Annotated in this window: 24 protein-coding genes; 8 read left to right on the forward strand and 16 right to left on the reverse strand. The window is 40.1% G+C overall.

The annotated features are described in order from the left end of the window. Positions 1–37 precede the first annotated feature (37 nt). Complete coding sequence (locus tag ACO1QW_RS11920; RefSeq protein ID WP_486258778.1) at positions 38–1288, reverse strand: serine hydrolase domain-containing protein; 1251 nt, start codon at positions 1286–1288, stop codon at positions 38–40. Positions 1289–1432: 144 nt separating this feature from the next. Here ACO1QW_RS11920 and ACO1QW_RS11925 point away from each other — a divergent pair, with 144 nt between their 5' ends. Next, a complete protein-coding gene (locus ACO1QW_RS11925) occupies positions 1433–1702 on the forward strand; it encodes a SemiSWEET family sugar transporter (RefSeq protein ID WP_486258780.1) in 270 nt (89 codons plus the stop codon). A 78-nt stretch (positions 1703–1780) separates the two neighbouring features. Here ACO1QW_RS11925 and ACO1QW_RS11930 read toward each other — a convergent pair whose 3' ends face one another. Beyond that, positions 1781–2143, reverse strand: coding sequence for a hypothetical protein (locus tag ACO1QW_RS11930; RefSeq protein ID WP_486258782.1), 363 nt, complete (start codon positions 2141–2143; stop codon positions 1781–1783). Between the two features lie 301 nt (positions 2144–2444). Between ACO1QW_RS11930 and ACO1QW_RS11935 the strand changes: the two genes are divergently transcribed. Continuing rightward, a complete protein-coding gene (locus ACO1QW_RS11935) occupies positions 2445–3131 on the forward strand; it encodes a YceI family protein (RefSeq protein WP_486258784.1) in 687 nt (228 codons plus the stop codon). A 595-nt stretch (positions 3132–3726) separates the two neighbouring features. Then, positions 3727–7509, forward strand: a complete 3783-nt coding sequence (locus ACO1QW_RS11940) for a WD40 domain-containing protein (RefSeq protein ID WP_486258786.1) — start codon at positions 3727–3729, stop codon at positions 7507–7509. 80 nt (positions 7510–7589) lie between these two features. On the opposite strand, the gene ACO1QW_RS11945 is transcribed toward ACO1QW_RS11940, so the two are convergent. From ACO1QW_RS11945 to ACO1QW_RS12000, 12 genes are all read right to left on the reverse strand, one after another. Beyond that, complete coding sequence (locus tag ACO1QW_RS11945) at positions 7590–8393, reverse strand: MBL fold metallo-hydrolase (protein WP_486258789.1); 804 nt, start codon at positions 8391–8393, stop codon at positions 7590–7592. A 123-nt stretch (positions 8394–8516) separates the two neighbouring features. Then, positions 8517–10103, reverse strand: a complete 1587-nt coding sequence (locus ACO1QW_RS11950) for an ABC-F family ATP-binding cassette domain-containing protein (RefSeq protein ID WP_486258791.1) — start codon at positions 10101–10103, stop codon at positions 8517–8519. A gap of 283 nt (positions 10104–10386) precedes the next feature. Beyond that, positions 10387–10947 carry a hypothetical protein gene (locus ACO1QW_RS11955; RefSeq protein WP_486258793.1) on the reverse strand — a complete coding sequence of 187 codons (561 nt, stop codon included), beginning with the start codon at positions 10945–10947 and terminating at the stop codon, positions 10387–10389. A 284-nt stretch (positions 10948–11231) separates the two neighbouring features. Then, entirely contained in the window at positions 11232–11777 is a 546-nt protein-coding gene (locus ACO1QW_RS11960; RefSeq protein ID WP_486258795.1) for a hypothetical protein, read from the reverse strand. 204 nt (positions 11778–11981) lie between these two features. Then, complete coding sequence (locus tag ACO1QW_RS11965) at positions 11982–13058, reverse strand: sensor histidine kinase (RefSeq protein WP_486258797.1); 1077 nt, start codon at positions 13056–13058, stop codon at positions 11982–11984. A gap of 400 nt (positions 13059–13458) precedes the next feature. Then, positions 13459–14985: a rhomboid family intramembrane serine protease gene (locus ACO1QW_RS11970; protein ID WP_486258799.1), complete on the reverse strand. Its 1527-nt coding sequence runs from the start codon at positions 14983–14985 to the stop codon at positions 13459–13461. A gap of 143 nt (positions 14986–15128) precedes the next feature. Continuing rightward, positions 15129–15626: a YfbM family protein gene (locus ACO1QW_RS11975; protein ID WP_486258801.1), complete on the reverse strand. Its 498-nt coding sequence runs from the start codon at positions 15624–15626 to the stop codon at positions 15129–15131. A gap of 46 nt (positions 15627–15672) precedes the next feature. Further along, positions 15673–16323, reverse strand: coding sequence for a DUF4240 domain-containing protein (locus ACO1QW_RS11980; protein WP_486258803.1), 651 nt, complete (start codon positions 16321–16323; stop codon positions 15673–15675). Between the two features lie 108 nt (positions 16324–16431). Then, complete coding sequence (locus ACO1QW_RS11985) at positions 16432–17061, reverse strand: PH domain-containing protein (protein WP_486258804.1); 630 nt, start codon at positions 17059–17061, stop codon at positions 16432–16434. A gap of 158 nt (positions 17062–17219) precedes the next feature. Next, positions 17220–17801: a hypothetical protein gene (locus ACO1QW_RS11990; protein WP_486258806.1), complete on the reverse strand. Its 582-nt coding sequence runs from the start codon at positions 17799–17801 to the stop codon at positions 17220–17222. A 238-nt stretch (positions 17802–18039) separates the two neighbouring features. Beyond that, positions 18040–18426 carry a PAS domain-containing protein gene (locus ACO1QW_RS11995; protein ID WP_486258808.1) on the reverse strand — a complete coding sequence of 129 codons (387 nt, stop codon included), beginning with the start codon at positions 18424–18426 and terminating at the stop codon, positions 18040–18042. A gap of 328 nt (positions 18427–18754) precedes the next feature. Then, positions 18755–18958 carry a hypothetical protein gene (locus ACO1QW_RS12000; protein WP_486258810.1) on the reverse strand — a complete coding sequence of 68 codons (204 nt, stop codon included), beginning with the start codon at positions 18956–18958 and terminating at the stop codon, positions 18755–18757. 94 nt (positions 18959–19052) lie between these two features. On the opposite strand from ACO1QW_RS12000, the gene ACO1QW_RS12005 reads away from it, so the two are divergent. From ACO1QW_RS12005 to ACO1QW_RS12025, 5 genes are read left to right on the forward strand one after another with little or no spacing between them, the layout of a single operon-like run. Continuing rightward, positions 19053–19517, forward strand: coding sequence for a LexA family protein (locus ACO1QW_RS12005; protein WP_486258811.1), 465 nt, complete (start codon positions 19053–19055; stop codon positions 19515–19517). A 3-nt stretch (positions 19518–19520) separates the two neighbouring features. Then, positions 19521–20786 carry a Y-family DNA polymerase gene (locus tag ACO1QW_RS12010; RefSeq protein ID WP_486258813.1) on the forward strand — a complete coding sequence of 422 codons (1266 nt, stop codon included), beginning with the start codon at positions 19521–19523 and terminating at the stop codon, positions 20784–20786. After that, positions 20783–21091 (forward strand): hypothetical protein, encoded by a 309-nt coding sequence (locus tag ACO1QW_RS12015; RefSeq protein ID WP_486258815.1) that lies wholly within the window; start codon positions 20783–20785, stop codon positions 21089–21091. The genes ACO1QW_RS12010 and ACO1QW_RS12015 overlap by 4 nt, the downstream gene beginning before the upstream one ends. A gap of 24 nt (positions 21092–21115) precedes the next feature. Next, entirely contained in the window at positions 21116–21613 is a 498-nt protein-coding gene (locus ACO1QW_RS12020) for a hypothetical protein (protein ID WP_486258817.1), read from the forward strand. Between the two features lie 3 nt (positions 21614–21616). After that, complete coding sequence (locus tag ACO1QW_RS12025) at positions 21617–22492, forward strand: SOS response-associated peptidase (RefSeq protein ID WP_486258818.1); 876 nt, start codon at positions 21617–21619, stop codon at positions 22490–22492. Between the two features lie 250 nt (positions 22493–22742). On the opposite strand, the gene ACO1QW_RS12030 is transcribed toward ACO1QW_RS12025, so the two are convergent. Both ACO1QW_RS12030 and ACO1QW_RS12035 read right to left on the reverse strand, forming a co-directional pair. Beyond that, a complete protein-coding gene (locus tag ACO1QW_RS12030; RefSeq protein ID WP_486258925.1) occupies positions 22743–23174 on the reverse strand; it encodes a YybH family protein in 432 nt (143 codons plus the stop codon). 201 nt (positions 23175–23375) lie between these two features. After that, complete coding sequence (locus ACO1QW_RS12035) at positions 23376–24269, reverse strand: alpha/beta fold hydrolase (protein ID WP_486258820.1); 894 nt, start codon at positions 24267–24269, stop codon at positions 23376–23378. Positions 24270–24328 lie beyond the last annotated feature (59 nt).

Raw genomic sequence — 24328 nt, forward strand, 5'->3', positions numbered from 1 at the left:
AGGTTTTTACGCAGCGAACACCTGGACTTTTTTATGATCAACTTCTGTTTGCCTGCTTTTCTAACAACTTCACAATATCATTTATCACCCCGTCACTCACCATATTCATACCCCAATCTTCATCAACATAATTATAGTAAGCAATCACAATTTCTTTTTCGGGATAAATGAGCAATGCTTGTCCGCCAAAACCGCTTTTCATCAACATACCATCCGAAGCGAAATCCCATTGATAGGTCCATTTGAACGGCGCAAAGGAATTGTCAACAGGCTTTGCATCAAACATCTCTTTTAGCTGACTGAAACTGATAAGACTTTCCTTTCTCTTCTGTATTTCTGTTTTCGTAAAAAGCATTCCAAAACGTGCAAGATCTCTTAACGTTGCCGACACACCACCATGATACCATGGAATACCTTCATTTGACAAACAAACATAAGCGCTCGACGATGCACCCATCGGTTTCCAGATTCGTTCCGATACCATGTCAACATATTTTTGTCCCGTCACTTTTTCAGCAAGCCAACCTAATACGAACGTGTTGATATTTGAGTATTGTGCAGCCGCACCCGCAGCCGTATCTTTTTTCATGGCCCTTAGAAATGCATATACCGATGAAGGTGTGTTGGGTGTTTTCGGCAGCAGACCCAATGCCGATTCCAGTTGATAATTTTTATGCAATGGATTTGTAAACGGACCCGATGCATAATCGATAGACTTACTGTCCATACCCGATTTCATGTGTAAAACATTTCTCACTGTGATCCCCTCCCATTCGCTACCGGTTAACTCCGGAATGTATTTGTGAATGGATTCATCAATCCCTATTTTCTTTTCGTTGATCAAACTGGTAATTAGAGTGGCGGTAATAACCTTTGTAACAGATTGAAGTGTGTGCTGATCATTCGGAAGCATCGAAAAATATTTCTCATATACAATGCTGCCCTTATGCACAACAATAAACGAACTTAGATGCAGCCTCTTGAAATATTGTTCCAGGCTTAGTGTGCCGCTTTTTAATTTCACCTGGATGCTGTCGATTGATTTTTGTGGCAGGTAACGAAAAGCAAATGCATTAGTTGGTTGTTGAATAATGCCAACCGGAAAAAGCTCAGCCATATACCTGAAACTGTATTTCGAGGGAGCTCCACCTGCATCCCACCTTTTTTTCGCAATACTGTCACGCATTGCCGAAGCTTCTTTGATGCTGTATAGTTTGTTTTGCCCTGCAGAACTAAAATGCAAAAAAATAAAAGACAGCATAAACCCGTTGCAGATAATCTTTCTCATGTTGGTTCGTATGCGTTTATGCACAATCTAAAATATGCAAAAGAATGGCAAGTAGCATTGAATGACGAATACCCTCACTCTTCCGGTGCAGAAATACGGCATCATTACCCGTAAGTTTGGCACAGATATATAAGCTATCTATACATGCAAGCAGAAACCTGGATTGGTGTTGGCGCCAGTATTTGTACTGGTATTGCCATGTTACCCCAACTCGTTAAGATCTATAAAGAAAAAAAGCCCGCAGATATCTCTTTCCTCATGATGGGTATACTCATGGCCGGTCTGGCCCTTTGGGTTTGGTATGGTATTACCAAGAGCGACTGGATCATTATTATATCCAATGCTGTATCGTTCATTACCAATATCAGCATTGTGGTGCTTAACCTCATTTACCGGGAAAAGAAGAATAAGTGAAACAACTTCCGGAGCTGTGGGCAAAAAAAGAAGTCTTCCCCGTTAGAAGAAGACCTCTTTAGCAATCGTTAGAAAAAATTACATTCCACCAGCGCCGCCATTTCTGCCTCTGCTGTCTCCCTGGTTACCGGAACTTTTTCTGCCTTCTCTACCTTCTTCTTCACTGCCCATGTCTTCATCATCTTCGGTCAGGTCGCTGCGGTTACCTTCGCTGCCACGCTCGCTTCCGGTGCGTTGTTCTTCACCCTGGCGGTTGCCACGTTGCTCATTCCTGTCGCTTTGGCTTCTGTCGCTGCGGTTACCTTCACTGCCTCTTTCATTTCCTGTGCGTTGTTCTTCGCCTTCCCTGTTCTTACGTTGCTCATCTCTTTCGCCCTGGCTTCCGCTTCTGCTTCCACCTTGATTCATGTCTTCTGATTGCCTGTTACGTTCTTGTGCCATGATTAAAAAATTTTATGATTATAAAATTGAATGGCGATAGCCATTCGGTGTTCTCCCTTTTACTTTTAAAAAAACGTGCCATAAAAACACAAACACAGTTACAGTCAGCTGGAACGTACATCGGGTAATTAATGCCCCATGCTGTGGATAGAATTCGAACACATGTAATGAAATAATAAATGGCAGGCCGTTTGAAAAGGGGAATTGAAAATTCAGGTGTTTGCCCAAAGCAGGCGACATTTAATTTGCGGAAAGTTGAAAAAGGTATGTGGTTTGCTGATGGATAGATAAAAAATAACATATGCAATATTCCAAACTATTCATTGCAGCCATGTTTTTGTTGGCAGCCTGCGCCGATGCGCCTGAGTCAGATAAAGCTGAAACAACCGAGGCGCAGGAAGTAACCACCAGCAACGGTACAAATTTTAAAGTAGATACAACAGCCAGCAAAGTTGAATGGGTAGCTACAAAAGTTTCGGCCTACCACACCGGCACGCTGAATGTAAAGAGTGGTGAAGTAATAGTAAAGGACGGTAATATTACTGGTGGCAACTTTGTGCTTGATATGAACAGTATTGTTGTTTCGGGTCCTAAAGGTTCTGATACCAAAGCCAACGAAAAATTATTAGGTCACTTAAAATCGGCCGACTTTTTTGATGTGACCAAAAATCCTGAAGCAACGTTTACCATTACATCGGTAGCGCCTTTTTCAGGCACAGCCAAAGACAGTGCTGATCCAAGGCAGGAAGCCATCAGCAAATACAAAGTAACCAACCCCACACATTCAGTGAGTGGCAACCTTACCATAAAAGGACTAACAAAAAATATTACGTTCCCGGCGCAGATAACAATAACTGGTAATTCAGCAAGCGCCATTGCAAAATTCAACATTAACCGCCAGGACTGGGATATCGTGTATCCCGGTAAACCCGATGATCTCATACGCAACGAAGTGCATTTGGGTATCGCATTAAAAGCAAGCAAATAATAGTATTGTATTCTTACTGGTTGTTGCTTTCACCAAACAGGGAATTAAATTATTGAATTTAGTGAGGCAAGCAAACGCAAAAAAAGGCTGCTCATGCGAGCAGCCTTTCTAATATGAGTCGTTATTTATTGGAGCTAAACCTAGGCGTTGAACTATTCGCAATGATTAGCATCGATATAAGCACCAATTGCCGGGCCTGCATCAATAACTTGTTGTTTTGTGTAGCCACCATTGCTTCTCAGGCGAGTGTCCTGAAAAACGGGACTCTCCGTTGTCAATTAATATTCTAACTCCCCGGGTTGGTGGCACCAAACCCCTGGCCAAAGAAGTCATAAGTTTGATTCGTTGGTTCGGGTAATGAAGTTCATGCTTCAATTTATATTACAACAGGTGAAACGAAGATGACCGAAAAGTTCAATTTGTAGACGACGAACTGAACCCGCTTCTAACGGAGCCGGCCAACTGCTTTCATATTATACTGAACATTTTCTGATCGGCTAAGCTTGTTATTTCAAATGATTAACGGTAGCGCCTGTAAGAAAAATTACATCTTTGGGGGTATAGCTGGGAAAAAAATGATGCTTACATTGGCGCCATGAAACGGCTGTCGCTTTCTTTGTTCATGTTCATTGCTTCATTTATCTGTTGGGCCCAGGCACCACGAATGGTATTACCCGTTGGGCATACAGATGATATTACACTTCTTAAATTCAGTCCTGATGGTCGCATACTGGCTTCCGGGTCAAAAGACAAAACCATTAAACTGTGGGATGTACAAACAGGAAAGCTGCTGGCCGATTTAAAAGGCCATGCAGATCATATTTTATCCATAGAGTTTAACCGGCAGGGCACACGATTACTTTCAACTGCCGATCTGGATTCAACAGCCATACTCTGGAATGTGCAAACAGGCGAACGCATTCGCAGCATTTCCACAGGGCCTTATTATATAGCTTATGCGCTGTTTAGTCCCGATGGAAATACGTTTACAGTAGAAAATAATTCATCCGATCAAAAACCTGCTTTGTATAGTTCTGAAACAGGATTGCCAGTTGTACAATTACAGGCAAATTGGAAATACTCCACCAAGGCAGCAGCGTACAGCCCTGATGGCAGTTTGTTGCTGATCATTTACAATTCCGACAAACCGGAAATTTATTCTACCAAAACAGGTGAACGGGTGGCAGAGCTCAACTTACCTCATGCAGTTGTTACAGCGGCACAATGGTTTCCCGATGGGCAAACTGTTGCATTAGCATCTTACGACAAACAGGTATACATTTGGAACCTACAAAATAATCAAGTCAGGTTTTCTCTTTCTGGGCATACATCTGAAACCACTTCAATAAGCGTTGGCCCTGGGGGTAAGCAACTGCTTACTGCATCATCGTCTGAATCCAATGCACGTTTGTGGAATGCACTAACTGGCGAATTAATTAGCGTACTCAAAGTTTCGGATTACGGCTCGTTACAAACAGCTGTTTTCACTGCCGATGAAAAATATTTAATCACCACTGCTATCGGAGGTGCACGTGCATGGGATGCCACAACAGGCATGGAAATAAAAACAGGATTAAGCCGGTTTAGCAACGTTGCCATTAACAATTACAGCAAAGCGCTTTTTCTGAAACATGATGATAAAGGCAAACTTTTTAATGTTGACACAAAGAATACGGTTTTTGAGTTTGAAGAATCGAACAGCTTAACCCTTCCTGTTTTTAATACAACGGGAAAGCTTCTGGCTGGCACCTCTAACAGCAACAGGAGTCTGGCAGTTTGGAATGCAGAAACCGGGAAGCTGGCTGTACAAATGAAAACCATTACACAAACTGTTGACGATGCTTTCCTGGTTAACAAGCCTGCATTACTGGTTACCAATCCGGAGAATAACCCTGTCTTCTGGCAACTGCAGGGCAATCTTATTTCACCGTTTGTGCACCCGGTTAATCAGGGAGTAAAGTTTCTTCGCTATAGCCCTGACGATAGTATACTGGTGCAGATCAATTCCAAAACAGGTAGCAACAATGATGTGTTTGCAAATGATGAAAAAGTGAGCATCTGGCGTGCCCCATCGTTTACACTGGTAGATGATGATGTAGAAAAAAAAGGAATGCAGAATTTAACGCAGAATGCGGAGGGCAGCTTTACCTTTTCGGCAGATAGTAAACAATTATTTATTGGCAATAACGATTGGGGATCCTATGTACTGGATGCTGCAACCGGAAAATTGCTTTACAGCATCGAACATGAAAGAGTATGGCAGTCGGCAGTAAATACAACCATGCAGCGCTTTGTTTCCTATACAGAAAATAAAATAACGCTGAAGAATATACCTGCAAATAAAACCATCCGTTCCTGGACAACAACCGACCATCTAAACCGGATGCACTTTATTGGAACCACTAACCGTTTTATAACCGGGGGCGTAGATAATATGCAGGTATACGATGAACAAAAAGAAAAACCCATCTTAACCATACCCGCAGGCCTGCCTTTCTTTAACAGCAACAACAGCCGTGTATTTGTTTCGCATTTCTCCGGCAACGATGGGTTTTCGTTATGGGATCTGGAAAAAGAAAAAGCAATATGGAAAAAAGCAGTGCTGTTTACCGAAAAGTATGAAGCTCGGTGGGACGTATGTTGGTCGGCCGATGAAAGCAGGCTCTTTATTTCAACAAACAAAGGACGGGTTATTGTACTTAATGCACTTACAGGCGAACTGTTGAATCAGTTTCCTGCCTTTGCTACCAGGTTAGTTTTAAGTAAAGATGGGCGTTTGCTGTTTGCTTATTATAAAGATGAGGTAGCTATTTATGATGCAGGTGATTACCGTCTTATTACAAAACTCGTGGGGCATACCAATGAAGTAACGGCTACGCTGCCTCTACCCGATCAAACAAAAGTGCTTACCGTATCAAAAGATAACACGGCAAAGATCTGGAGCATCGCCACAGGGCAATTGCTTTATTCGTACATCATGCTCGATAAAAATTATTCGCTGCGTGTACTGCCTTCGGGCTTTTATATGGCCGATAAAATGGCGAGCCGTTTGCTGCATTACGTAAGCAAAGATCTTAAGATTATTACGTTTGAACAGCTGGATGTAAAATTCAACCGGCCAGATAAGGTACTGGAAGCAATCGGCTTTCAGGATACTGCACTCATCGCCTCTTACAGGCAGGCTTACCATAAACGGGTAAAAAAACTGGGGATTGATACCACACAGTTTACGAATGGCTACAGCGTACCCCAAGCAGATTTTCTCAATAGATCGCAATTTGGATACGAACTCACGAACGAACAACTAACACTTCGTATTAAGGGTGCAGATAGTACGCATACCCTCGATCATTTTAATATCTGGATCAACGAAGTGCCATTGTTTGGGATGAAAGGAATAACAATCCGAAACCGGAAGAGCCACATTTTTGACACCACACTTACGATTCGGTTATCGCAAGGTGAAAACCGCATTGAAACATCTGTTACCAATATTAACGGAACAGAAAGTTACCGGATGCCATTATATATAAAATTCACACCAATCAAACCTGTTAAAGAAACCGTTCACTTTATTGGTATTGGTATTAATGAGTTTGCCGACGACAGGAGAAACCTGCAATGGTGTGTAAAAGATATTCGTGATTTGGCATTGAAGTTCAAAGAAAAGTATGGCGATGCCATCTTGATTGATACCTTGTTCAATAAAAATGTTACGCTCAAAAATGTACAGGCGCTGAAACAAAAACTACTCAAAACAAATATCAACGACAAAGTAATTATTGCATACTCCGGTCACGGTTTGCTGTCCAAACAATACGACTACTATTTATCATCGTACAATGTTAACTTCAGAAATCCCGCAGAAGGGGGTATCGTTTATGAAGAAATTGAGAAATTACTGGATTCAATTCCGGCGAGAAAAAAATTGTTATTGATTGATGCCTGCCACAGTGGTGAAGTTGATAAAGATGAAATGCTGGCCATCCGTGAAGCAAAAAGCAAAACAGGCAATAAAGGCCTCATCATGAATCGTGGATCAGAAGAAGAAGGTGAAGGTGAAACTGGTCCAAACACAAAAACAGTTGGTTTGCAAAACAGTTTCGAATTGATGCAATCGCTGTTTGTAAATGTTGGTAAAGGCACAGGAGCAACCATTATTTCTGCGGCAGGAGGTGTACAGTTTGCACAGGAGCGGAACGATCTCGAAAACGGTGTATTTACATATTGTTTACTTGAAGCACTTGAAAAGCAAAACAACATCCACGTATCCCAACTTAAAAAGATGATAGGTGAACGGGTGGAGCAATTAACAAACGGACTGCAAAAACCCACCACCCGGAATGAATTGAAAGATTTTGATTGGATCGTTTGGTAAACAACTGCGGGCCTTTTATCCTGCATGCTCGTTTTCAACAACTCTGTCCGCAAGGGGTCTCACGCAGTGGACCCCGGGACTTATAAATGCGGTCTCTTACTTGCGTTAGCACCGGCCTTCGCCACCCCCTTGAAACGATTAAACTCTTCTATATCATGATACCCAAAAACTTCAATCTCCGGGTGGTCTCTCATGAATGTGCGGATCTTATCAAGAGTAGCCATTCTTAAATCATTATCATCTGCTCTCAATTTCGCCAACTCATTTACCGGATGATGTTCATCTGTCAGTTCCGCCGGCATGTAATAAGCATCCCCGATATAAAACAACCACCTGTTCTCCACCTGCAAGGCCACACCACAATGTCCCAACGTATGCCCGAAAAGGGGCACAAGAAAAATCCCTGTTTCAATGTCGGCAATAATTTTTCTTGCTTCAAATCCAAACCAGTCAGCAGTTCCCTTCGCATAAGTTCTGATCACTGGCTGATGTGCCAGGGGCACTTGCAAATACCTCGCATTGCCCGAATGAAAATTGTTCAGTTCTTCTTCACTCACATGAACGGTGGCGTTGGGAAAATCAGCCAGCCCGCCAATATGATCGTTATCCAGGTGCGAAATAATACAATCCCTTACGTTTTCGGGATCAAGTCCCAGCTGTTCAATTTGCCGCACTGCAGTTTTACTTTCTTCAAAACGATAACCAACAATATCAATAAGCTGTTTACCTATTCGTTCAATAGGGTTCGTCGTGTCCAAAAGACCGATGCCGGTATCAATCAAAATAAGTCGGTCCTCTTCTTTCACCAGCAGGCAATGCCCGCAAACATGATCGTTAATGGGCGAAACAATTTTTACACAGTTTAAATGATAGAGTTCAGTCATACTTGTTGTTTTGTGTTTTGTCAAAGCCGCTGCTGTCTGGCCATTAGTCCGCCCGGCCCCACAGAGAGGACAGGCTGGAAATTCCGCAAGGCTGGCAGCAATACCAATGCTGCAGTGCTTCGTTCATAGTTGAATAGTCTGCTCAATTTTCGTCTCCTCTAAAAATGTTTCGTCATGTGATACCACAATCAATGTCCCTTGATATTCGTTAATGGCTGCTGTCAAAATTTGGATGTTTTGAATGTCTAAATTGTTGGTTGGCTCATCCAAAATGATCATGTCTGGCGATTGATTGCCAATGGTCAGGCAACAAAGAATTAAACGCATTTTTTCACCACCACTCAATGCACTGCAAGGCTTGTCCCAATGGTGTTTGGTAAATAAAAAACGATTGAGCCTGATTTTTATTTCGTGTTCTTGCAATGCATAAGAATTGAATTGCAGGGCTTGTTCATAAACGCTAAGCTGGTTATCTATCAACGAATAATCTTGGTCAATATAAACCGGTTTATTGTCTGCCCTGTAAACTGTTCCTGTTTGCGGTTCTAACTTTTCTAAAATTATTTTGATTAAAGTTGTCTTTCCCGAACCGTTCAACCCCTTCAATGCAAGACGTTCGCCACTGGTGATTTGAAATGTAAGGTTGTCTTGCCAAAGTAAATGATTGTTGTAGCTAAAATTGATCGACGTAGCCTTAAATAATATTTTGCCTTTGTGCAAAGAAGAATTGTCAAAACCGAACTTCATCTTATCAATGTCTGGCAAAGCTGAACGCAATGCTTGTAATTCCTGTGAAATACCTCCAATTTTTACAGCGTGAACACCTTTTATTTTTGAGGTGCTGTTTTCAGCACTGTTCCTTAGTGTATTCATCATTATCCTTGCAACGCCTGCCTTTTCCTGTTTGCCTTTTCCACGACTGTCCAGTTTTTGTTGGCGTTCCAATGTTTCCCTTTCTTTCTCTCTGGCTTTTCGCAACGCTTTTTCTTTGCTTTGCAAATCCTCATTTAAAGCGTTGGTTTCTGTCTGCTTTTGCTCAACGTAAAAATCATAATTACCACCATAAACGGTAATGCCACGTTTGCTCAATTCGCAAACGCTGTCCAAAAGGTTCAATAGTTTTCTGTCGTGGCTCACAACTAGCAAAGTACTTTTTGTGGTTTCAATAAAATCATATAAAAGCTCTCTGCCTGAAACGTCCAGATGGTTGCTTGGCTCGTCTAACAAAATAAGTTCAGGTTGATGAATGGCAATACCCGCAAGGAAAATTTTTGTTTTTTGTCCGCCACTTAACGTTTCCATTTTTTGCGACAAGTCCAAATCTGCTAATTGCCAATATGTTAAAGCTTCATTGCAGCGTTCTTCAATGTTCCAGTCATCGCCAAGCAGAGTATAATTTTCGGCAGCTGTGCTACCGTTTAATAATTCTTGCAAAGCATTGAGTTTGTCTTCAATTTTCAAGGCTTGTCCAATGGTAAAATGATTGTACTGACCGAAAATTTGCGGAGCATAATAAGGTTCAGCAACTACATTTATTTGTCCGCCCAAAGGCTCCGTTTCCTTTGCAATAATTTTAAGCAAAGTAGATTTTCCTGAACCATTATTGCCGATTAAAGCAATTTTTTCGTGACGATTTACTGTTAGATTGATGTTGTCAAACAACAGATTTTTATTGGGATGTGTATAGGAGATGTTCTGTAAAATAAGCATAACTTCTTTCGTTAAAGATTAAGAAATAGGCAAACCGATTTTCGCTTCGCCCTCTTTAAGTTGTCTGAAAGAAATGATATTTTACATTTTTGTCTTTTACTAGTTGGTATGCAAATATACGAATTGGTTTTGAGTTCCTGGGTCTGTGCGTATAGTAGCTATATGTTGAAAGTATTGCTGTCACTAGTTCATTTGAAATACAGCAGCTTCACTTACTTGCTGTTGTTCATTAAAGATAGCCTGTTGAAAACATATTCTTCAGCACTCTTGAACCAACACCATGTTATGCCCAGCCTTGCTGAACTTCAGGCTCAAATCCGTTTCTTCTAAGCAACGAAGTGAACTCTTCAAGGTCACTTTTCAAATTATTGATAGAAAGGTGCGACATGCGTTTTGTATTGTATTTCTTTACAAAACAGCCTGTATCAAACTCAATGTCATATGCACTAAATTCCTTGCTCAGCCTCCTATATTCAATTTTATCAATTTGCCTCCATGCGGTAAATGCTCTCACTGTAATAATTTGGCGATTGTCGTACAAAATGTCTGCTATCAGGTCGAAACCATTAATTGTTCCAGCTTTTACTTCCTCTGTAAATGCCCATTTTGTTCTTTCACCTTGAAGTCTGTCAGTAAACCCAAGCATATACAGCTGGTTAAAGGGCTGGGTTGAAAAAGCTCTTCGTTTTGCCCATTGCTTGTAATACCAACCCAGGTAAGAGATAAAAATAATAAAGCAAGGGAAAGCAATGCCGGCAGTCAAAAATACAATTGCAATCAAACCGTAATCCGGCACATGTCCGTTGACCACCGCCAAAATGAAAGCGATCGATACCAAAGTCACAAACAAAAGTGATATGACTTTAAAAGCAAATTTGAGTTTATGTCTGTTTAACTGTAAGAATTGGTTCATAGTAGGTTGGGCACAACGTGGAAGCATTGGGGATGTGGCGGCATTTGAAAAACATCTGCCCGCGGCCGATGCTGGTTAAAGAACGAATGTAAAAATTTTATTCAAATGCTCATTGGAATTCCGTTTGACCGGACTGGTGATGATTAACGGTAATAGTTGATGATTTGCGTCGCCCCGCCATATGGGCCAATGCAATGTCACCTGCTGGCATCTCGTCATTCGTTCTCAAGCTCCTTTCTGATGATTTGCCGCTCACGCTTTCTGTCAAACCTACGCTTATCAGATTTGTCTTTTGCTGCGTATTTGTTTTTGTCACCATCAAAGTGCATGTTGCCTTCTGCAAGCATTGAACCTTGCCTGATCATAATTCCATTGTAAACACAGGTATCGTAACCGCAATTATGTTTCGAATATTCTCCAAAGTTTCTGTGCTTAATTTTCTTATCTGCCAATATTTGCTGTTGATTTCTTCTTATGTCGTCCCAAATTTTTCGCTCATCACCTTTTGTTAGTTCCTGTCCTAAATACTCAACATCAACAAATGTTTTTGGGTCTTTCAGTTGAAGAAATTCAAATGTCTTTTTGAAAGTTTTATGTGCGTATTCTCTTACAGCTATCTTGTCGTCGATAGATAATTTTTCATTCTCCACGATTGAACGGTAAAGTCCAAGAGTATTGAAGTCGGTATACTTCTTATAATTGTCGATGTAAAAGAAGTATTCCTTTAGTGATAGAGTATTAAATTTTTGTCCTGTTTCCATTTCGTCATTGTTAGTAGGCTGTCCCTTAAGCTTGCCGGTAACGTACAGGGCTTTATGCAGTTTGGTATTAGAATGCCGTCTGCCCGAGCCACTGCTCATTCTAAAAATATTTGGATGAAGTTAAGAACAAATGTTCAGCCATGTTTGTCAAGCCCAACTTGCATAAAACTCCAGGTAAGCTGCAGTCCTTGTCCACCCATGCATCTATTCTGTCTTTAAGTACACCTGAAATTCTGTTCCTTTGTCCAACTCGCTTTTCACTAAAACTTTTCCACCTGCATTACTAACAATTTCTTTCACTAAATATAACCCTATTCCTGAACCTTCAATAGCGTTTTCTAATCTGTAATACTTCGAAAATATTGCATCAAACTTACTTTCGTCAATACCAATACCATTATCTTTTACTGAAATGACTATAAAATCATTCTTTCTGTTAGTAGTAACAATAATTTTGGGTTGTCGTTCTGTAGCCCTGAATTTTATAGCATTGTTAATTAAGTTGTAAATAATAGTTCTTAATTTTCTTCTGGAAAAGCTGATTTCAGAAATATTGATTTCACTTATGATGATTGCATTTGCAGCAATAATATTATCGCTTAAAGTAAGCCGAACATCTTCCAATATATGTTCAAAGTTTAGAAGTTCTTCTTCGGCTTTATATTTATATTCATCCTTTCTCACTTCGGTTAACTCGTTAATGAGTTTGTGCATTTTTGTTAAGGCAGTGTCAACTATTTTCAAAAGGGCGTTAAATTTCTTTTCATCATTTGGAGATACACCTTTAAACAATTCTATTGCCGTAACTAAACTAGTAAGCGGATTTTTGATGTCATGGGAAATAGTGTCTAATAAAATTTCATGGTCTGCTATTAGTTTTTCTTGCTCTTTTAAATCTTTTATCCGCATGGTAATTTCAACAAAAGTTATTATTACGCCATCCGTTTTATTGTCTCTCATTTTTACATAAGGGATGATATTCATTTGGTACCAACGGAGGTCAGTAGTTTGGATTTCTTTTTCAAGAATTTCATTGCTTTTAATAACCTGCTCAATATTGTCTACAATTGAAGGAAAACGGAAGTTATCCTTTATTTCATTTATAGGTCTCCCAACATCACTTGCGCTCAGACTAAACTGTTTCATTGCAGGAGGAGTAAACTTCTGCAGCTTCAATTCGCCATCTACAAATAATTGTGGAATTATCGTATTCCTGAAATAATTTTCTAACTCGTCGTTATGTTCGATAAGTTCTTTTATCTGTTGGTTTTTGTTAGACATTTTGTACAATATGTTTAGTCAACTTTGAAAGTAGTATGCTGTCCAACAGGGTTGCAGCTTACGAACAGGGATTTATGTAGGTTGGGAATTAAAAATCCATCTGCCCCTAACCGCTGCTATTTGAAAATATGTTGATGAAGTTATGTACAAAAGTTGATAGTTATTCGTCTGCTGGAACTGAAGCTTTCGTCCGCCCGGGGTCTCACATCGTGGACCCCGGGATTTATACGTTAACTGCTCATCCTAATTGATAAACGTAATAATTGCTTCATCGCTTTTAGCTGCCAGTGCATACACTTAGGTCCGCCCGGGTTTTCACGCACTGGACCTCCGGATTTAATATTCCAACTACCGCCGTCGGTTGCACCATACCCCCGGCAGCGAAATTTCTTATTACCCTTTACTCAACTGTAACCGTTCTTCCGTTATCAATTTTATATAAGATAAAAGCCAGTATGGCTCCGCTCAATAATCCTCCTATATGGGCTGCATTGTCAATGCCGCCGGTAATACCCCAAAGCAAATTGATGCCCACATAAATACCAATAAACATCAGCATTCCTTTCTTACTGTCTTTATGAAAAGCATCTGTTAACAGCAAGCTGAGTATAGCACCATACAAACCAAAAATTGCTCCTGATGCTCCTACGCTTGCCGTGTGTGAATACCAGTAAATACTTGCAAGCCCGGCACACAAACCCGAACAAATGTAAAGTATAGAATAATTTCTCCGACCAAGTATTGGTTCAACAAAAATTGCAGCAAGCACAAGACCAAATATGTTCAGCAACAAATGCATAATGCCACCGTGGACAAACATCGAAGTAAGCAAACGCCACCATTCGCCACCTGTTGTCTCTTGCCGCCTGTTTGCTCCCCACTGCATCAGCTCCTGTCCATTGGGAGAAATAACATCAATCCCCGATAATAACATGAAAAGAAAAACAACAATATTGATGTCTAATATGATCGATGTTACAAAATGGTTATTTCTTGGAACCAGGTAGTTCAGCATATCAACAAGGTCGTCCTGCTTTGGCTTTTTACCTTGTAAAAATCGTTGACGTTCCCTTTCACTATAACCTGGGAATAACAAAGCAAAAAGCAAAACAAAAAAGCCAATGCCAAAAGAACCAAATATCCAGGGCAACTTATTTCCGTTCCTGCTTTCATAACTTTCCTTAACGGGTTCAAGAATTACAAACCTTTCGTTTGCTCTTCTGTTTATCCTTGATTCGATCGCTTTCAGGAAGTTCGTTCTGTCCTCAGACGTAGGAATTCGTTCAAAGTGATCTAATGAGCGATAGTTATAATTCTCCATAATTGCAATACAACTTTTGTAGAACGCATGATACGCTTCTTCTTTTTCTGCACTACTGATTTTATTACTGATCTGGTTTTTAAACTTTACGCCATACCAGGTTTTGGGAGGTGGATAAACATATGCAGCAGTATCGTTTAGGATTGGACAGACAAAAAATAAATTGAAGTTTAAATATTGATTATGCTTTCCGCTTGCTCTAATATCGGTATGAGCGCCCGAATAATAATCGGCAATGCTGAATCTGGTAATCCTGTAATAACGTGACTTTTCTAGTTTACCCATGTCATCAACAGTAGCGAGAACTTGAAGTTTACCAGTTGCTGTTGTTAAATACAATTGTGAAATAAGCAGCATGGCTATCAGTACACCCCAGGAAATAATTTGAAAGAAAAACCTTCCTTTATCCGTATCCCCCTTGAATGTTAGAACCCTGAAACGTTGACGTAACCACAAAGTAATAGGTATCCAGGGAAAGATCATTGGTATCCAAATTGTCCATATTTCTTCTCTGATATCAAGAATGGAAAAACGGATGCTGAGTAACCACCGCAGCAATGCAAGGCCGATAACTGTAGAAAGAACAACAATTAAAAATGTTGGCACGATATGCCTGAGTTTTTTTAAGTATGTGTCGGCGTTGCTGTTCGTAGTATTCATACAGTCGTATTGATGATAGCACGTGAATATTTGTGTCCTCCCGGGGTCTCAAATAGTGGACCCCGGGATTTATACGTTAACTGCTCCTTCTAATTTATAAACGTAATAATTGCTTCATCGTTTTTAGCTGCCAGTGCATACACTTCCTTGATGGTTTCGAAATACTCGATCAAATAATCAACTGTGTCTGGATTCTCCCACACATCCGGGAAAACATTCGCCTCTTTCATTTTGTTGGCATCAAATCTTGTTCTTAACTCATCGTTTGATATGCTTGCAATTTGTTCATGCAGTTCCTTCACCAGTTCGGCAGTAACATACTGCGCCGGGCCGTAACCAAGATCCTGTTCTTCGTCTATAAATTGTTCGCTGAATAAAACTTTAGCTAAAGGATGAGTATTATTCTCAAAGCTTTTTCCTGTTAAAAGAAAAACAATACCATCCCATGATTGGTCGATGTCAACCAAGTTGGGATCTTCTTCGTCGCTCTCATCATTATAAATTCTGCTCTCCAGTAAAGAGCTATCGTTTAAATATTCTTCGAGCTCAGCTTTTGTAACCCGAAGTAAGTTGGCAATCATGCTCATGTGTGAAATGTTGTTTGTTTTAAGTATGAGATTGAAAGAAAGGTATTTATTCTTCACCCATAAACTTCTTTGCCAGCTTAGGATATTTCTTGAACACAGTTTCTTCGTTAAAGGGCTCCCCTTTCAATTCAAATTTTGGCTTGTAAGTTTGCGGAAGATCCTTCCCTGTCTTTTGATGATAAGCTTCCATTGCTGCGTATTGAAGTCCTTCCCAGTTATCCTCTTCTTCAGACCTTATCCAGTTTACACAACTTTCCGGATCATTTAGAGTTTGATAAAACTTTTCTTTCCCTTGTCCGATTAAATATTGCCGGAAGTAATGAAAACAATCGTCGGAACAACCGCCGTTAATAACATAGGAAGCTCCCCACAGGTTCCAGTTATACGATGCAGCTAACAGTGCCGTAAATGTATTGTCAAATTTCTCGATTTGGCCTGCGTTAAGTGTTACTAAAATAACTTTTAATGTGCTGCTCTGATTCTGATAATTATTATGGGCAGCTGCCTTTGATTGATCAATTAACTTCCAAAATTCATTTTCACTCATCAGCTGTCCTGTAGAATCAGAAGAAGTTAAATTCACACGCTGTTCTTTTTTTTGCGATCCCTGCGATTGAGATGTACTGTTTTGCCCCTCGCAACTGGTAAACGTTATTGAAAAAAGAAACCCTGCAGAAATAATAAACTTTGATGTCATAAAGAAGATTACGTTTTCAAATGAAGTTATTATCCGCCGGGGTTATGAATAATTGACCCGTCGATTGAATACGTCAATTTCTGTATCCCAGTCCCGGCTTAACATCTATCAATCTTGTCTGTCGTATTTAGTCTTATAACCCGGATTGCTTTCCGGACGCAAAGCATTGGGATAATTGAAGTCTGTTTTAATATCAACTGATATTTGTTTCACTTTTTTAAAAACCTCATATGGATGTTCAATGGCTTCCCACTGGTCGTAAAGTTTAGTGGTTCTTCCATCGTCTGTTTGAGTACGTCCGCTAAAAAATTTAATGGTGCCCACACTAAAAGCTCTTTCAATAAAATTTACAGTCACTTCAATGTCAGAAATTTTATCGTAATCAATGCTTTTGAAATCGGTACCAATAAAACCTGTTCTCATCATTACCCTTTTATTCGAATAAGCATAACTGGTATTGCCAAATGACAACAATTTTCTTAAAAACTCCCAAAGAACAAATGCAATGGGCAAAGCAGCGAACCATATTTGAAAGTTACCGGTTGTACCGTCTTCGTTTTTTACATTCTTAGTCATCATGTAGTAAACGCCAATAAAAAGAAATACACCCAGTCCGCTAATAATACCTGTGGCCAAATAAGGAATGAATTTGGGTTTACCTGTCCATATAATTTCTTCATCATCATCTTTTACGCTGTCAAATTCGGGTAACAGATTTTTGTCAAAAGTTGAACTCATTTTTTTTGATCGTTTTTAATTGTTCGGTCTACTCCACGGCTCAAATAATACACACCGGGATGTATAAGTTTAACTCGGGAACACTGTTGCAGCAGCCTCCTGTGCGGACGTAAGATGGAGAGAAGACGACAGCTTTCTATGCACGCCTGCTTAGTTCTTTAAGCTTTCTTTTTTCTTCCCTGCTGTGCCATGGTTAAAATAATGGGGCGCAACGTCATTTTAATAAAACTCGTAGGTCGGCCGCTTCTTACATAGTTCTCATTTGTTACCCGGTCGTGCATGTAAAAATCCACAATGGTTTGGCCAACTCTGTCGGGAGCATTGGATGTCCGCATCGTCATTCCCGTACTTGCGTCGGTGCGCAATGTGTAACCACCATCTACCCTTCCTATTTTTACCCCCGTGTTGTATAGCACAAAACGGTAAACAGATGTGTCCTTGTATTTCGTATTTCCATCCTCCAGCTCAGCCGGCGAAATCATCACGTACTGATAACCCGTATAATTATCTTTAAACGCATCATCAATATCCTTTGTACCGGCAGCATGAACTTTTTCAGGATTTCTTAGTTTGGGCAACTGCAATACCAGCAGTATATGTTTGTTTGGATCAAAATGAGGCGGAATCATTTCGGGGTTGGGCGCAAACTTTATTTTCTCTTCTTTTTCTGTTTGTGCCGATGCGGTAATACTGATAACAAAAAAGGATAAAAGGGTGAAAGCAAATAGTGAGGATTTCATTGTTTTTTTACCAAAGAAACCAAAAACAAACTGCACCTAACCTTGCAATCTGGCAAATCTTATAACTGTGCGTTTAACACGATAACTGTGTCGAAATTTTCGGGACTTTACGCAATTCTTTACGTCTGATGGCCAGGGGCCGTACCGGCGAATTCCTGTGGCATCTCCTGCTAACGACTCACCGCCAAAAGTTACTTCATAACCATTAACAATTCACCATTAACCATTAACCATTCCTCTACGACTGCCCCCTATCATCCACCTCGCCGGTCAGTTTCGTAAAACCAATCACCTTACCATCATCGTCGTGTAGGGCGGTAATAAGAATGCTTCCCCAGAATATTTGTCCGCCCTTTTTCACTCTTCTCCCAATATGGCTGGCCCGGCCTTCTTTTATGGCCTGCGCAATCAGTTGTTCTGGCAACCCGGCCTGCCTGTCCTGCGGCATGTAAAATAACCGGAAATTCTGTCCTAATATTTCTTCTTCTTTATAGCCTTTGATCATTTCAGCTCCCTTGTTCCAGGTTATAATAGTGCCGTCAATATCAAGTAAAATGATCGCATAGTCCTGTATTTCGGCGATCATCTTTTTATGCAACTGGTCGAGTATTGCTTTTTTGTTCATACGCCTTAAAGGTAGCCAATGGCTGTTTACAGCACCCGGATATTACGGGGCAAAACTTAAAAATACCCATGAACGGTAACAGCTAAGTGGTTGTTACAGATTGTGATTCTATCGTAGCTGCTTCACACAGCACTTAACTTCCTGCAATGGAATAAAAACAAAAAAGTGCTTCATTGCTGAAACCCTTTTTGTACTGGTTTTAACCCAAACAGAATTCAACCTTCCACTCGAACAATACTGGCAATCATACAAATGCTTAATACTAGTTCTTCAAATTCACTCATTAAGTGAAACATTTTAAAATCCCCCATATTTCCGCTAGTTTACTTTATTTCCGCAGCCTCTTTACCTCATCACTGTTCTTCGCAACCATTACTACGTCCACCATTTTCACATGGGAACTTCCGTAATGATCATTCGTCTTTTTTAAATAAATAGTATACATCGCATCGATGTTCCAGCTTTCATTTTGGCGCAATCCCTTGCGCACCACTCCGCTTTTAAGATAAACAGTCACTCGGTACCAGGGCATAACAGATTCATTTTGATGGCTCATTACTTGCGCCCAACAAAAATATAGGAGGAGTGAACAAAATTCGCTAAAATTGCTAAAAATATTAGCTAACATGTCGCTTGTTAATACCATACGTTCAGAAGAGATGAGGATCTATCGCCTCAGTGATTTCGACTGTGTTACGCTTCGCCTATACGACACTGCCATTCCCGCTGGCTTCCCTTCACCAGCTGCTGACTATAAAGAAGAAGATATTGACTTTAATCAATTACTACGCCCCCGTCCCTCTTCAACCTTCGTGGTTAAAGTAGATGGCGATTCCATGATTGGAGCAAACATCCCCGACAAAGCTTGGTTAGTCGTTGACCGTTCTGTTACACCTAAAAGCGGTGCAATTGTGGTAGCCGTTGTCAACAGTGAGTTTACAGTAAAACGATATATCGTAAATAGCAGCGGTGTGCGTCTTATGCCTGCTAATCCAAAATATAATCCCATTGTTATTACAGAAGAAATGGATTTTCGGGTATGGGGCACAGTGACCAAAATAATTATTGATCCCGTCATTTCAGCCCTATAGATCATGATTGCATTAGTTGATTGTAATAATTTTTACGCTTCCTGCGAACGCATCTTTCAACCTTGGTTAGAAAAAAAACCGGTTGTTGTATTAAGTAATAACGATGGCTGTGTAATTGCACGTAGTGAAGAAGCAAAAGAAATCGGCATCGAAATGGGCGCACCTGCTTTTATGATGAAGGAATTACTCTCACGAAATGAAGTGGCCGTCTTTTCATCTAATTATACCTTATATGGCAACCTCAGTGAAAGAGTACTTCTTTTACTCTCAACATTTACTCCCAGGATCGAATGTTATTCTATCGATGAAGCTTTTCTTGATCTTTCCGATATGCCCTATACCAACCTCTTTAACTACGGTTCATCTATTCGGAAAACCATCAGGCAAAATATTGGCATACCAGTTACTGTTGGTATTGCTCCATCTAAAACCCTGGCAAAAATGGCTAATCGCTATGCCAAGAAAACACAACGGGATATTGGAGTATACGTCCTCGATTCACAGGAAAAAATTAATGAAGTTTTGCATTGGACAGAGATCGGCGATGTGTGGGGCATTGGTGGCCAGCATGGCCGTCGGTTAAAATGGATGGGCATCAAAACGGCAGCAGACTTTATCGATAAGCTGAATCCGGATTGGGTGCGTACAAACATGACAGTCGTTGGCGAAAGAATGCTCAATGAACTAAGAGGCATTCCTTCCTTTGAATGGGAAGATATGTTGAAACCAAAGAAAGGTATATGTACAGCACGTTCATTCGGCAAATTACTTTCAGAAAAGAAAGATATACAGGAAGCAGTTTCAAATTATGCTTCATCATGTGCAGCCAAACTGAGAAAGCAGAATAGTTGTGCATCTCAAATGCATGTACTCATTCAAACCAATGTGCATCGTACACAAGACAAACAGTATGCAAGAAATATAACACTACAGCTACCGGTAGCAACAAACAGTTCAGCCGAGATCATTCACTATGCTCTTAAAGGGTTGGATATGATTTATAAGCCGGGTTACAATTTTAAAAAAGCCGGTGTAATTGTAATGGACATCGTTCCTGAATCAGAAGTGCAACAATCTTTCTTTGATCAAACTGATAGGAAAAAAGATGCACGGCTCATGAAAACACTCGACAAGGTCAATACCCGTTTCGGTAAGGATCTAATTAAATTTGCTATCCAGGGTTATTCACGCCAGTGGCGTTTAAAACAGGAAAGTCTTTCTCCTTGTTACACAACCGACATTAATCAAATTCTAACGATCAAGATATGAGTAATCAAATATTGAAAGCAGAGTTATCAGAAGAACTGGTGCTGTTCCTGCAGCAACAAGGTTATTCGCACATTCTTTCATTGGGAGGTAATGAAAGTGAAAATGGACCTGATGGAGGAGCAGACGATTATCATTTACTTGCCTTGAGGTCAGATGATCTCCGTGTAAAGTTTAGGGAACCAGATTCGCTCATTAATCCCATCGACAGTGATGATGTAAAAACAATGGCAGTTGGTGTGCCTGCCATCAGGTTCCTAATTGAAATACCTGAATCCTTATATCAGCAATATTTAAACATCAACTGATGATCTTGAAAATAAATCTTTACAATGTTTAACCCCTGTTATCCATTTACAAGAGAATTGCTTGATTCGATGATCCATAAAGAGGTAGTGCACTTTGTTCGTTCCACCTTTCCAAGAGGCATTCCAAATGATGCTGCTGAATACAAAGGATCTTTTCTCATTTCACATTACCACGACCCTGCCGAAGCGGAGCGTCATTACAATGCAATCAGGCATGATGCAAACCGTTTTCACTACGATGCACGTATCACAGAACATGTAGAAAAACTCCAGGCAGCTGCTGAACAACCGGCAGCATATAAAATTTACTCCCGGATTATGATACCCGGCATTGAAAAGAAAATCACAACTCTATTTAAAGAAAACACCAAACGCTATCTCCACCGGCATACAGATTGGGATATCAAAGGCAAAGTAACTATCATTCCTTTTTTGTATTTTCAATTAGGAGAACTGTATACAAGAATAACTTACCAGGGCGATGAGATAAAGTTCAAATTTGAGGACCTGGAAAATATATAAATCATGTGTCTTGACATTTCGTTTCGTATCGACATTTCAGAAGATTCATTGTACGATTATCTTCCTCACTTAAAAATTGATCCGCAGATTGGTTTAAAGTTTGAAAACAATTCGCACATACAGGCACATGCCCGTCCGCATACACGTATCATCTACACCAATAGCGAGAACATTCCTTACATGACCTTAATGCGCTGGGGTGTACTGACAAAGTTCATGTTGAAAAATTCACTCAACTTTTTCAAATATGGCAATAACATGTACAATGCCCGTGCAGAAAATATTTTTGACCCGAAATCAACCTGGTTCAAGATCAAACAGAATCGTTGCCTCATAGCTACTGATGGCATTTATGAACATCGTAAAATAATTGGATGGAAAAATAAGGTTCCTTATTTCATTCGCCTCGCATCAAAAAAACCAATGCTTATTCCTGCATTGTATAATTATCTTGATATAACAGCTGAAGACATTGCTGCAATTAAAGCCACCGGCGATAAAAAATTCCTTGAAGCCATCAATAAGATTATCAACATTGAAACGGGTGAGCTGTTAGGCACACATGCAATGATAACCAGGACAGCAAATGAAAAAATGCAAATGATTCACAACGATGGCGACAACAAACATCGTATGCCTTTATTCATGGAACCAGAAATGGCTGTCAAATGGATTGACCCGAATTTAACGGATGATGAAATGAAAGAAATGTTGGCTTTTCAGATTCCATCTGAAAGTTTAGCAGAAACACCGGTGTATACAATACGTTCACAAACTCCACGTCCGGATGCTTTATTAAAACATGAACAATACAATTGGCCTAATCTGCCGCCATTGGGAAATGACCATCCTTTAGAACCACAGGCAGCTTTATTTTAAGATATCCATTTTAATATCTCCGAAATCCTACGCCGTTGTTGGTCGGCCGACCAATCAACAAATAATTGACTTTCTGCTCTGCTTTTATATTAAACCCCATTTATAAACAATAAAGTCGCTGAGCGGTCCATCTAAACTTAATCGTAAAAAATCTATCACAGTTTCAACATCGGCCTCCCTTGGGTCGCATAAAATTTAATTTAAAGGCTAAGACTTAGCCTGCTTTTGGCAATACTTTGTTAGGCGTCGTTTATTTCGTCTTTGTTGCATCAGGGGTCGAAATGTCCACGACATTCTTCCAGGTACCATCACCTTGTTTCTTCCAGATGCTGACGGCCTTGCTGTATAATGTTACCTCTTTGCCAGTGGAGTCGGAAAACGAAACTTGCGAGTTTTCCAGTAGATAGGCCATGTCGCCGTTATCAGACACTTCAACGCTTTGAGGTTCCCAACTAATGCGAAAACCCGGGATTTTGTAACTGTTCTCCACCATCTGCCGAATGGCTGGCTTGCCCCGCAATTCGGGTTCACTTGCCGAAACCATATAGGCATTATCTGCCCAGTAACCTACGGTTTTCTCCACGTTCCCGCCTGCGGCGACCTTCGACCATTCACGGCTCAATTGCATCACTTTTTCGCCTTCCGCTTTCTTATCTACTTGTGGGCCACCACAACTTACCATTGTCACAACAATCGCTAAGAATATAGTTGTTTCATATTGAAGTTTTAATTTGATTAACGAACATGACTGAAATAACGCTTAACGTCTCTTTCTCAGGCGAGTCTCCTGAAAGGGACTCGCCGTTGTCAATTTATTTGTTCTATTGCAGCGAGTCGGTTGCACCAGCTCGCCTGAGAATAATATTCCACTCCCGTACTCGAGCTACTTTTTCAAAGTTGTCTGCAGAAAGTTCAAAACTGCATCTCCCATCTCATTAGCATGTGTTATCCAGTAGTCATGGGTAGCTTCCGGCAAATGGTATAATTGAGCGTTGGGTAAAGTGATTTTTAATTCTTTATTTGTAAGTTGTAAGATAGGTAGGGTTTGCCCACCTGATAATAGAAGAATAGGAATTTTTATTTCTTTAAAATAGTCTTTCTTAAAATCTGAAAATGCATCAGAAGAAAATGCAATGGCCTGCCATTCCGGAATATTCACGAGAAATTGTGTTTTTACTTCTTCGGGTAACTTATCTAAAATGTCTTCCCCTGCAAAATATTTTAAAGTATGTTTCAAAACGGCTATCGTGTCTTTAATTTCAAATGCTTGTTTAACTGGTTTCCATAACTGGTCATAAAAATTATCATGAAGGATTTTTCCACCTTTCAAACTCGGTAACCAGCTAATTAAAGCAGGCTCTGAAAGGGTTAATGTTTGAACCAGCTCGGGATGATTCTTTGATAAAAAGAGAGCAATAAGTCCACCATAGGAATGCCCCACTAAATGAACTGACCCTAATTTCAAGGTTTTAATGAATGTCGCCAGATCTTCTGCTTCAGTTTTTGCTGAAAACTCTTTTAACTGTGTTGTATTCTTATTCGGAAAATTAAATCTTCTGCTGTAAGAAATGATACGATAATTTTTGGAAAATCTATCCACCTGGGCATCCCATGTCCGGTAATCCTCTAACCCTCCATGAATGAAGACTATCGGAACGCCGCTCCCTTTGTCTACATAGTTAAATTCTGCTTCATTGATTTTAACTTGTTTCATTTGACCTGATACCAATGTGGAAAACCCAACTAAGAAAAATAACAAAAGGAATTTTGCTTTCATCGTTATTTATTTTAGAGTGACTATTTTTCAGCAGTTCGCTGGCATTGCCGCTAACGTTT

This window comes from Lacibacter sp., assembly GCF_057361365.1.

Coding starts and splice junctions, on each gene's coding strand:
- ACO1QW_RS11920 (WP_486258778.1), bottom strand. CDS start 1,288: ATGAGAAAGATTATCTGCAACGGGTTTATGCTGTCTTTTATTTTTTTG.
- ACO1QW_RS11925 (WP_486258780.1), top strand. CDS start 1,433: ATGCAAGCAGAAACCTGGATTGGTGTTGGCGCCAGTATTTGTACTGGT.
- ACO1QW_RS11930 (WP_486258782.1), bottom strand. CDS start 2,143: ATGGCACAAGAACGTAACAGGCAATCAGAAGACATGAATCAAGGTGGA.
- ACO1QW_RS11935 (WP_486258784.1), top strand. CDS start 2,445: ATGCAATATTCCAAACTATTCATTGCAGCCATGTTTTTGTTGGCAGCC.
- ACO1QW_RS11940 (WP_486258786.1), top strand. CDS start 3,727: ATGAAACGGCTGTCGCTTTCTTTGTTCATGTTCATTGCTTCATTTATC.
- ACO1QW_RS11945 (WP_486258789.1), bottom strand. CDS start 8,393: ATGACTGAACTCTATCATTTAAACTGTGTAAAAATTGTTTCGCCCATT.
- ACO1QW_RS11950 (WP_486258791.1), bottom strand. CDS start 10,103: ATGCTTATTTTACAGAACATCTCCTATACACATCCCAATAAAAATCTG.
- ACO1QW_RS11960 (WP_486258795.1), bottom strand. CDS start 11,777: ATGGAAACAGGACAAAAATTTAATACTCTATCACTAAAGGAATACTTC.
- ACO1QW_RS11965 (WP_486258797.1), bottom strand. CDS start 13,058: ATGTCTAACAAAAACCAACAGATAAAAGAACTTATCGAACATAACGAC.
- ACO1QW_RS11975 (WP_486258801.1), bottom strand. CDS start 15,626: ATGAGCATGATTGCCAACTTACTTCGGGTTACAAAAGCTGAGCTCGAA.
- ACO1QW_RS11980 (WP_486258803.1), bottom strand. CDS start 16,323: ATGACATCAAAGTTTATTATTTCTGCAGGGTTTCTTTTTTCAATAACG.
- ACO1QW_RS11985 (WP_486258804.1), bottom strand. CDS start 17,061: ATGAGTTCAACTTTTGACAAAAATCTGTTACCCGAATTTGACAGCGTA.
- ACO1QW_RS11990 (WP_486258806.1), bottom strand. CDS start 17,801: ATGAAATCCTCACTATTTGCTTTCACCCTTTTATCCTTTTTTGTTATC.
- ACO1QW_RS11995 (WP_486258808.1), bottom strand. CDS start 18,426: ATGAACAAAAAAGCAATACTCGACCAGTTGCATAAAAAGATGATCGCC.
- ACO1QW_RS12000 (WP_486258810.1), bottom strand. CDS start 18,958: ATGCCCTGGTACCGAGTGACTGTTTATCTTAAAAGCGGAGTGGTGCGC.
- ACO1QW_RS12005 (WP_486258811.1), top strand. CDS start 19,053: ATGTCGCTTGTTAATACCATACGTTCAGAAGAGATGAGGATCTATCGC.
- ACO1QW_RS12010 (WP_486258813.1), top strand. CDS start 19,521: ATGATTGCATTAGTTGATTGTAATAATTTTTACGCTTCCTGCGAACGC.
- ACO1QW_RS12015 (WP_486258815.1), top strand. CDS start 20,783: ATGAGTAATCAAATATTGAAAGCAGAGTTATCAGAAGAACTGGTGCTG.
- ACO1QW_RS12020 (WP_486258817.1), top strand. CDS start 21,116: ATGTTTAACCCCTGTTATCCATTTACAAGAGAATTGCTTGATTCGATG.
- ACO1QW_RS12025 (WP_486258818.1), top strand. CDS start 21,617: ATGTGTCTTGACATTTCGTTTCGTATCGACATTTCAGAAGATTCATTG.
- ACO1QW_RS12030 (WP_486258925.1), bottom strand. CDS start 23,174: ATGGTAAGTTGTGGTGGCCCACAAGTAGATAAGAAAGCGGAAGGCGAA.
- ACO1QW_RS12035 (WP_486258820.1), bottom strand. CDS start 24,269: ATGAAAGCAAAATTCCTTTTGTTATTTTTCTTAGTTGGGTTTTCCACA.